This window comes from Actinomadura soli, from assembly GCF_005889715.1.
In the GTDB taxonomy this organism is placed as follows: domain Bacteria; phylum Actinomycetota; class Actinomycetes; order Streptosporangiales; family Streptosporangiaceae; genus Spirillospora; species Spirillospora soli.
On sequence record NZ_VCKW01000092.1, the window covers coordinates 21,181 to 29,693 of the forward strand.

Annotated in this window: 10 protein-coding genes; all 10 read right to left on the bottom strand. The window is 70.8% G+C overall.

The features are described from left to right. Positions 1 to 41: 41 nt before the first annotated feature. The 10 genes from atpB to ETD83_RS19135 all read right to left on the bottom strand — a co-directional run bounded on the left by atpB (position 42) and on the right by ETD83_RS19135 (position 8,472). The gene (gene atpB / locus ETD83_RS19090) at positions 42 to 836 is read right to left on the bottom strand and encodes a F0F1 ATP synthase subunit A (RefSeq protein WP_138646494.1); all 795 of its coding nucleotides are present in this window, start codon (positions 834 to 836) and stop codon (positions 42 to 44) included. A 76-nt stretch (positions 837 to 912) separates the two neighbouring features. After that, on the bottom strand, positions 913 to 1,137 hold the full coding sequence (locus ETD83_RS19095) for an AtpZ/AtpI family protein (RefSeq protein ID WP_138646495.1): 225 nt from the start codon (positions 1,135 to 1,137) through the stop codon (positions 913 to 915). An 84-nt stretch (positions 1,138 to 1,221) separates the two neighbouring features. After that, a complete protein-coding gene (locus ETD83_RS19100) occupies positions 1,222 to 1,638 on the bottom strand; it encodes a hypothetical protein (RefSeq protein ID WP_138646496.1) in 417 nt (138 codons plus the stop codon). A 214-nt stretch (positions 1,639 to 1,852) separates the two neighbouring features. After that, positions 1,853 to 3,019, bottom strand: a complete 1,167-nt coding sequence (locus tag ETD83_RS19105) for a glycosyltransferase family 4 protein (protein ID WP_138646497.1) — start codon at positions 3,017 to 3,019, stop codon at positions 1,853 to 1,855. Positions 3,020 to 3,104: 85 nt separating this feature from the next. Then, positions 3,105 to 4,175, bottom strand: coding sequence for a DUF2207 domain-containing protein (locus tag ETD83_RS19110; RefSeq protein WP_138646498.1), 1,071 nt, complete (start codon positions 4,173 to 4,175; stop codon positions 3,105 to 3,107). A 97-nt stretch (positions 4,176 to 4,272) separates the two neighbouring features. Further along, positions 4,273 to 5,127: an L-threonylcarbamoyladenylate synthase gene (locus ETD83_RS19115; protein WP_138646499.1), complete on the bottom strand. Its 855-nt coding sequence runs from the start codon at positions 5,125 to 5,127 to the stop codon at positions 4,273 to 4,275. Between the two features lie 116 nt (positions 5,128 to 5,243). Then, the gene (gene prmC / locus ETD83_RS19120; protein WP_138646500.1) at positions 5,244 to 6,104 is read right to left on the bottom strand and encodes a peptide chain release factor N(5)-glutamine methyltransferase; all 861 of its coding nucleotides are present in this window, start codon (positions 6,102 to 6,104) and stop codon (positions 5,244 to 5,246) included. Beyond that, positions 6,101 to 7,165, bottom strand: coding sequence for a peptide chain release factor 1 (gene prfA, locus ETD83_RS19125; protein ID WP_138646501.1), 1,065 nt, complete (start codon positions 7,163 to 7,165; stop codon positions 6,101 to 6,103). The genes prmC and prfA overlap by 4 nt, the downstream gene beginning before the upstream one ends. 169 nt (positions 7,166 to 7,334) lie before the next feature. Then, entirely contained in the window at positions 7,335 to 7,553 is a 219-nt protein-coding gene (gene rpmE / locus ETD83_RS19130) for a 50S ribosomal protein L31 (RefSeq protein ID WP_021598595.1), read from the bottom strand. 265 nt (positions 7,554 to 7,818) lie between these two features. Further along, entirely contained in the window at positions 7,819 to 8,472 is a 654-nt protein-coding gene (locus tag ETD83_RS19135; protein WP_138646502.1) for a response regulator transcription factor, read from the bottom strand. Between the last annotated feature and the right edge of the window lie 41 nt (positions 8,473 to 8,513).

Sequence of the window (8,513 nt, forward strand, 5' to 3'; positions counted from 1 at the left end):
TGTCGGTACGGGCGGAACGTCGAGGCGCCGCCCTTAGGGGCTCAGTGGTCCGCGTGCAGGCCGCTCTGGATGTACATGGCGGCGAGCATCGTGAACAGGAACGCCTGCAGGAACTGGATCAGCAGCTCGAACGCGGTCATCAGGATGGTCACCAGCACGCCGACGATGCCGACTCCGAAGCCGGCCACCGTGGGCTTCTCGAACAGGAACCAGAAGCCGACGAGGCTGAAGAACGCCAGGATCATGTGCCCGGCGAACATGTTGGCGAAGAGCCGCACCGCGTGGGTGAACGGCGCGATGATGAACGTCGAGAGGTACTCGATCGGCACCAGCAGGAAGTAGACGGGCAGGGGCAGGCCCCGGGGGATCATGTTCGTGAAGTACTTCGCCGGGCCCTGGTGCTTGATGCCCAGGTAGACCTTGATGAAGTAGACCGACAGCGCCAGGACGGCCGGGAACGCGATGTGCGAGGCGATCGGGAACTGGATGATCGGGACGACGGAGAAGATGTTCCAGGTCCAGATCAGGAAGAACAGCGACATGAGCAGCGGCATCCACTGCTCGGTGTTGCGGCCGAGGAACGGGCGGGCGATCTCGTCCCGCACGAACATGTAGCCGATCTCGCCGAGGTTCTGGACGCCCTTCGGCACCAGCTTGGGCTTGGCGAACGCGCTCCAGAAGAAGGCGCACACCACCAGCGAGCCAAAGACCGCGAAGACGACCGGCTTGGTGAGCCACTCAGGGCCGCCGGCGAAGAGGGGCGGAAATTCGAACAGCTCCGTCCCGGGGGCCTGGAACTCATCCCCCTCGGAGGCGAGGACCGTCAGCGCGTTCACGCGGCGTTCCCTTCATCACTGTGTTGATGTTTCACGAAGGCTTCCTCGGCGGCTGCTTCCTCTGCGGCGGGGCCGCTCAGAGGGAGTGGCGACCGTACTTCACGTAGACCAGGTAGACGGCGAGCCCGACACCGATGATCACGCCGACCGGGATCAGCCAGTCCTGGCCCGTCCATTCGGCCAGCAGCCACCCGAGACCGCCCCAGATGATCATCCCGGAGAGGAGGTAGCTGGGCACGGACCATGCGGCATCGGCGAATTCCCGTTGGCCGTCCTCCGGCCGACGTTTCTGCTCGCTCATCGCGCTCCGGACGATAGCAGGCCATCCATGCGGTGGTCATATTGGAGTAGTCCTTGAGGGCCGGCTCCGTCCGTGAGCAGGTCATCACGGACTCCGGTCCAGGACGTTCTGGGGCTCGTCGATGTAGAGCTTCTGCTGCATCGCGACGCGGAACTCGGCGGCGATCCAGAGCAGCGCGAGGGCGATGACCGTCCAGGCGAAGACCTTGGTGTTCCAGATCGTCACCTCGTCCATGGCGGTGACCAGCACCATCACCGCGAGGATCTTGACCGTGTAGCTGGCGAGGGCGGCCAGCATCATCGTCTGCGCGGAGTACCTGGCGGCCCACGAGACGGCCAGCGCGCTGAGGGAGAAGAAGGCGATCACCACGACGGTGGCCAGCGCCGCCGCGAACGCGCCCTTGGCGCCGGCGGCCAGCAGGCCGATGAGGACGGCGCCCACCCCGGCGGCTGCCGCCGGGATCGCGGCGCCGCGGAGCATCCGGGCGTCGGAGGTGTGCATGAGGGCTCCGGCTGGTCACGTTGAGTGGTCGTCCGTTGTTCGTGAAAGGTATCACAAGCGTCCGGAATGTCCACAATTACCCTAGAGGTAATGCGATCCCGGGAGACTGGGCGCCCGCGGTGGGCACCACGGACTCTAACCGAGTTCGCCCAATGCTCATCCGATCGTCACCTGAGCGGGCCCCGGCGACGTCCACACGCAGGCGCGTTTCGCGTCAGGGCACACCAGCGCGGTGGCGCGAGGACGGGCCGGGCGGTGGCGGCGCGAGGGGACCGCCGCCCTGGGCGGGACGGCGGCGGGGTTTGGCGAGCATGACCAGGACGCCGGCCACCGCGACGAGCACGGTGACACCGAGCGTGATCCAGGCGGCGTCGAACAGCGCGAGCCCGACCAGGCCGGACGCCAGCAGCCCGACCCAGAAGTACATGATCAGGACGGCGCGGCGGGTGGAGTGGCCGAGCTCCAGCAGCCGGTGGTGCAGGTGCTGCTTGTCCGGCGCGAACGGCGACCTGCCCTGGTTGGTGCGCCGCCACACCGCGAGGAGCATGTCGATGAACGGGACCGCCGCCACCGCCGGGATCAGCAGCACCGGGACGAAGAACGGGAACAGCCCGTTGGCGAGGATGGCCGGGTCGAACTGGCCGGTCAGCATGATCGTGGACGCGCTGAGCAGCAGCCCGATCAGCATCGAGCCCGTGTCGCCCATGAAGATCTTGGCCGGGCTGAAGTTGTGCGGCAGGAAGCCCAGGCACATCCCGAACAGGATCGCGGCGATGAGGGTCGCGGCGGACAGCGTGCTGAGGCCCTCCTCCCGCGACAGCAGGTAGGCGTAGGAGAACAGCGCCAGCGCGGCGATCCCGACGACGCCCGCGGCGAGCCCGTCCAGGCCGTCGATGAAGTTCACCGCGTTGATCGTGGCGACGACGACGAGGACCGTCAGCGGCACCCCGTAGGCGGGCGGCAGCGTCAGCGACTCGCCCGTCGGCAGCGGGATCACGTAGATCTGGATGCCCTGCATGATGAAGATCCCGGCCGCGGCGACCTGGCCGGCGAACTTGGTGAGGGCGTCCACCTCCCAGCGGTCGTCGGCGATGCCGATCAGCACCAGCAGGCCGCCGGACAGCAGCAGCGCCCTGGTGACGCTGATGTCGCCGTCCGCGAGGACCTTGCGCATCTCCGGCAGCCCGGTCGCCACCACCAGCGCGGCGACCATCCCGCCGAACATCGCGAGACCGCCGAGCCGCGGCGTCGGGATGACGTGCACGTCGCGCTCGCGGGGGACCGCCTGCGCACCGAACCACACGGCGAACGTGCGCACCAGCGGCGTCAGCAGGTAGGCGACGAGGGCGGCGACCAGGATGCTGAGCAGGTATTCACGCACTCCCCCGCGCCTCCCTTCACCGATCCCGCCCGGCGCGCCCCGCGCGGCCGCCCGCGCACGCTAGGTACCCCGTCCGCCCGGGCCGTCACCTTGGTAGACGGCCCGCCGGGACGATCTGTTCACATCGCGACCGACCAACTGTAGTCCGACCGGCGACCGTCCGGTGCCCGATCGCGGGGTCCCGGAGCCCGCGGGCGTACCTGGCCCCGGTCCCGACGATCATGAGCGCGAGCCCGGCGAGGGACCGGTCCCCCAGCGAGAACGCCCACGCCCCGTGGGCCGCCACGTCGTCCCCGATGTCGGCGATGACCAGCAGGAACCCGGCCGCGGCCAGACCGGCGCCGGCGCGCCCGGGCAGGGCCGGGCGGCGGGCGAGCAGGGCCACGGCCGCCAGGGAGAGGGCGAGGAGCGCGGTGCCCGTCCAGCCGCCCGTCCAGCGCGGCGGGACGTACCGCGGCGGCTCGACGGCGATCGCGCGCTTCGGCATCTTGACCCTGATCGTCATGCCCTCGTGCGGGGCGAGCGCGCGCTGGATGAAGTCCACGGCGTAGGGGCCGTCGCGGTCGCGCAGGCACCGGGTCGTCACGCCGGGGGCGCCCGCACGGCAGGTCGCGTGGCGCAGCGGAACCGGCGCCTCCACCCGGACGGCCGCGGTCCCGATCGGCACGCTCCAGCCCGTCCCGATCGCGTCCCAGACCAGCTCGTCGTGGCGGGCGCGGGGGGTGAACGCCCACGCCACCGCGTACTCGATCACGTACGCCTGGCGCCCGCTGACCTCGCGGTTCCGGTCGCCGACGCTGATCCGCACGTCGTTCAGGAACCGCGTCGTCCTGACCCGGGACGGGGCGCCGGTGGACGAGCTGCTCCGCACGTCCCGCACGTCGTACACGCGGTCGCCGTGCCGGAACGGGACGCTCCGCACGATCCCGTGCTCGCCGGCCCGGTCGAAGTCGTAGGTGATCGTCTCCCGGACGTACAGGACGCCGTCCCCGCCGATCGTGAGGACGACGTCGTAGGTCGGGATGCGCTCCCCCTCCCGGGGCGCGGGGGCCCCGGCGCCCTCGGCGGCGGGGGCGGGCAGCGCGAGGACGAGGGTCAGCAGCAGCACGCCCGCGGTGATCGCGGGCCCCCGGACACGGCCACGCACGTCAGGCATGGTTCCACCGTTGCCGACATCATGCGGGTGTAACGACGCCGATACTTCCGCCAGGTTAGGAACCGCTTCCGGACGGCCCTACCCGCGCTGCCCCCGGCTATTTCTCGTCGTCCTTCGCGAGCGACGGCTTCGCGCCAGCCTCGGCGGGACCGGCGGGCTCAGCGGCCTCGGGAGAAGGCTCAGCGGGCGCGTCCTGGGTGTGCGCGCCGTCTCCCTTGGTGAGGGAAGGCTTGCCAATCTCCGGCCCGGACGGGGCGTCTACGGGGCCGTCGGAGTCGCCCGACTCGTAGGGTTCGTCCGCCTCGTCCTCCTCGGTCAGCAGGACGCCGACCACCGAGCGGATCTTGTCCTCCGGAATCGCGCCCGCCCGCAGCAGCCGCGGCACGGACCCGGTCAGGTCCACGATCGTCGACGGGTCGGCGTGCCCGGACACGCCGCCGTCCAGGTAGACCGAGACGGACTCGCCGAGCATCTTCTCGGCCTCCTCGACGTCCCGGGCGGCGGGCCGGCCGCTGAGGTTCGCGCTGCTCACGGCCATCGGGCCGGTCTCCTTCAGCAGCTCAACCGCCAGGTCGTGCATCGGCATCCGCAGCGCGACGGTCCCCTTGGTCTCGCCGAGGTCCCACATGAGGTTCGGGTTGGCGCGGCACACCAGCGTCAGCGCGCCCGGCCAGAACTCGTCGACGAGGTCCTGGCCGTAGGTGCCGAGGTCGTCCACCAGCGCCGTCGCGGCCCGCACCGACCCGACCAGGACGGGCGGCGGCATCTGCCGCCCGCGTCCCTTCGCGTCCAGCAGTTTCCGCACGGCGTCGGCAAGGAACGCGTCCGCGCCGACCCCGTACACGGTGTCGGTCGGCAGGACGATCAGCTCGCCGCGCCGAACGGCCGACACGGCCTCGGCGATCCCGCGGGTGCGCTCCATCGGATCGGAGCAGTCATAACGTCGGCTCACGGTCGCCCGTCTTCCCATCTGCGCAGCGCTCGTCCGGCATGGCACCGCCCAGGATAGCGGCGCTTCCGAGCACTGTTCATTGTGGAGGGACGACCCCCCACACCCCCGGGCGGTTTCTAGTCCGACGCGATCCTCGCCGTGACGAACCGGTCCCGGTTGGTGAGGTCGCGGCGGTTGCGGACGTCGCGCCAGCCGTTCTCCTCCGCGAACACCCAGTAGACGCCGTTGCCCTGCAGGTCACTGTGCTCGACCGCCGCGTAGCCGCCGGGACGCAGGAGCCGCCGCGCGGTGCGCTCCACCACGCGGATCGCGTCGAGGCCGTCGTCCCCGCCGCCCCACAGCGCATCGGCCGGATCATGGTCGCGGACGTCGCGCGGCACGTACTCCCACTCGCTCATCGGGATGTACGGCGGGTTCGACACGACCAGGTCGACGGTGCCGTCCAGCTCGGGCAGCGCGGACGCGAAGTCGTCCAGGTGCGGCCGGACGCGGCCGCGCTCGTCCAGCTCCTCGATGTTGCGGGTGGCGTGCACGAACGCGGTCGGGTCCTTCTCCACGGCGTGGACGCGGGAGCGCGGCGCCTCAAGCGCGATCGACAGCGCGATCGCCGCCGACCCGGTGCCGAGATCGACGACGAGGGGGTCGCGGACGTCCATGTCGCGCAGCGTCTCCAGCGCCCACCCGACCATCACCTCGGTCTCCGGACGCGGCACGAACACCCCCGGCCCGACCTTCAGCTCCAGGTAGCGGAAGAACGCGCGGCCCGTGATGTGCTGCAGCGGCTCCCCCGCCTCGCGCCGCGCGACGAACTCCCAGAACCGGGCATCGAACGCGCTGTCGGGGACGCCGTGCAGCTCCGAGCGCTTCACCCGGTGCACGGCCGCCGCGAGCTCCTCGGCGTCGGCGCGGGGCGAGGCGGCGCCCGCGTCCGCGAGCCGCGCGGTGGCCCTGGCGATCTCGTCAAGCAGCAGGTTCATGAGCCTTGGGCTTCGGCCAGCCGGCGTTCCATGTCCGCGTCGACGAGCGCCTGCGTGACGTTGTGGAGGTCGCCGTCCAGCACCTGGTCGAGGTTGTAGGCCTTGTAGCCGACCCGGTGGTCGGAGATCCGGTTCTCCGGATAGTTGTAGGTGCGCACCCGCTCGGACCGGTCGACCGTCCGGACCTGGCTCTTGCGCTCCGCCGCCGCCGCCGCGTCGGCCTCCTCCTGCGCCATCGCCAGCAGCCGCGACCGCAGGATCCGCAGCGCCTGCTCCTTGTTCTGCAGCTGGCTCTTCTCGTTCTGGCAGGAGACGACGACGCCGGTCGGCAGGTGCGTGATGCGGACCGCGGAGTCGGTGGTGTTGACGCTCTGCCCGCCGGGACCGGACGACCGGTACACGTCGATGCGCAGGTCGTTCGCGTCGACCTGGACGTCGACATCCTCGGCTTCCGGGGTCACCAGAACGCCGACGGCGCTGGTGTGGATGCGTCCCTGCGACTCGGTGGCCGGAACGCGCTGTACTCGGTGGACGCCGCCCTCGTACTTCAGCCGCGTCCAGACGCCCTCGTCCCGCGAGCCCCTGGCCTTCACGGCGACGGTGACGTCCTTGTACCCGCCGAGGTCGGACGGGTGCGCGTCGAGGACCTCGGTCTTCCAGCCGGCGCGCTCGGCGTACCGCAGGTACATGCGGAGCAGGTCGCCGGCGAACAGCGCGGACTCCTCGCCGCCCTCGCCCGCCTTCACCTGCAGGATGACGTCCTTGGCGTCGTTCGGGTCGCGCGGGACGAGCAGCCGCCGCAGCCGCTCCTCGAGTTCCTCGCGCCGCCTGTCCAGGTCGGTGGCCTCGGCCGCGAACGCCTCGTCCTCCCCCGCCAGCTCGCGGGCGGCGGCGAGGTCGTCCTCGGTCAGCGCCAGCTCCCGGTGCGTCTCGACGATCGGCCGGAGCTCGGCGTAGCGCTTGCCGAGCTTGCGCGCCAGGCCCTGGTCGGCATGGACGGACGGATCGGCGAGCCGTTCCTCGATGTCCGCGTATTCGCTGATCAGTTCGTCGAGATTCACGATGTGTCCTGGCCCGTTCCGGCGCCGTGGGCCGCGATGACCGCGATGGTCCGCAACGGGCGGCGGTTCGCGGCGGTTCGCGGCGGCCTCCGGACGCCGACTTGGAAGGCCCGGGGACCCATGGCGAGTCCCCGGGCCGTCGATGGTCGCTGTAGGTGCGGCGCTCGTCCTACTTTCCGGCCTTCTTCTTGCCGAAGCGCTGCTCGAAGCGCGCCACCCGGCCACCGGTGTCGAGGATCTTCTGCTTGCCCGTGTAGAACGGGTGGCAGTTCGAGCAGACGTCCGCGTGGATCACGCCGTTCTCGGCGGTGCTGCGGGTCTCGAACGTGTTGCCGCACGTGCACGTCACCGTGGTGACGACATAGTTCGGGTGAATGTCAGGCTTCATGGTTCTCCTCGCTTCTGGCGGTCGCCGGGCGCTCCGTGCTCGCATGGCCGTGTCCGCATGGCGGGGCCAGGAGAGGCGTGGGGACGTGAACCGGTACCGCAGCGGTCGGCTCTGAGCGATTCTCATCCTCGGTGGGAGCCGGAAGTGTCGGCCGCCGAGACCCGCCGGATGAAAACCACTCGCCCAAGTGTGCCAGATAGGTGAACGTGCCGACGTCACGGGGCATTCCCGATCTTGGACGTTCTCCGACGTGGCGTCGCGAGGGTCAGACGTCGGTGCGGCCCAGGTAGGCCAGGACGGCCATGACCCGGCGGTGCCCGCCCTGCGCGGGCTGCAGGTTCAGCTTCATGAAGATGTTCGAGATGTGCTTCTCGACGGCGCCCTCGGTGACGACGAGGTCCCCGGCGATGGCGCCGTTGGACCGTCCCTGCGCCATCAGCGCCAGCACCTCGCGCTCGCGCGGCGTCAGCGCCTCCAGCGGGTCGCCGGAGCGGCGGCGGCCGAGCAGCTGCCCGATCACCTCCGGGTCGATGACGGTGGCGCCGGCGGCGATGCGGCGGACCGCGTCGATGAACTCGGCGACGTCCGAGACCCGTTCCTTCAGCAGGTAGCCGACGCCCTCGGCGCCGCCGCCGATCAGGTCGGTCGCGTACCGCTCCTCCACGTACTGCGACAGGACGAGGATCGGCGTGCCCGGCAGGCGCTCCCGGACGGCGAGCGCCGCCCGGAGCCCCTCGTCGGTGAACGACGGCGGCATCCGCACGTCCACGATCGCGAGATCCGGCTTGTGCTCCTCGACGATGCCGAGCAGGCCGGGGCCGTCCCCGACCGTCGCCACCGTCTCGATCCCGGCGTCGTCGAGCAGCCGGACGAGCCCTTCGCGCAACAGCACCGAATCCTCGGCGATCACTACCCGCATCCGTCCATTATCGGCCCCGCGGCGGCGCGGCGGACCCCCGC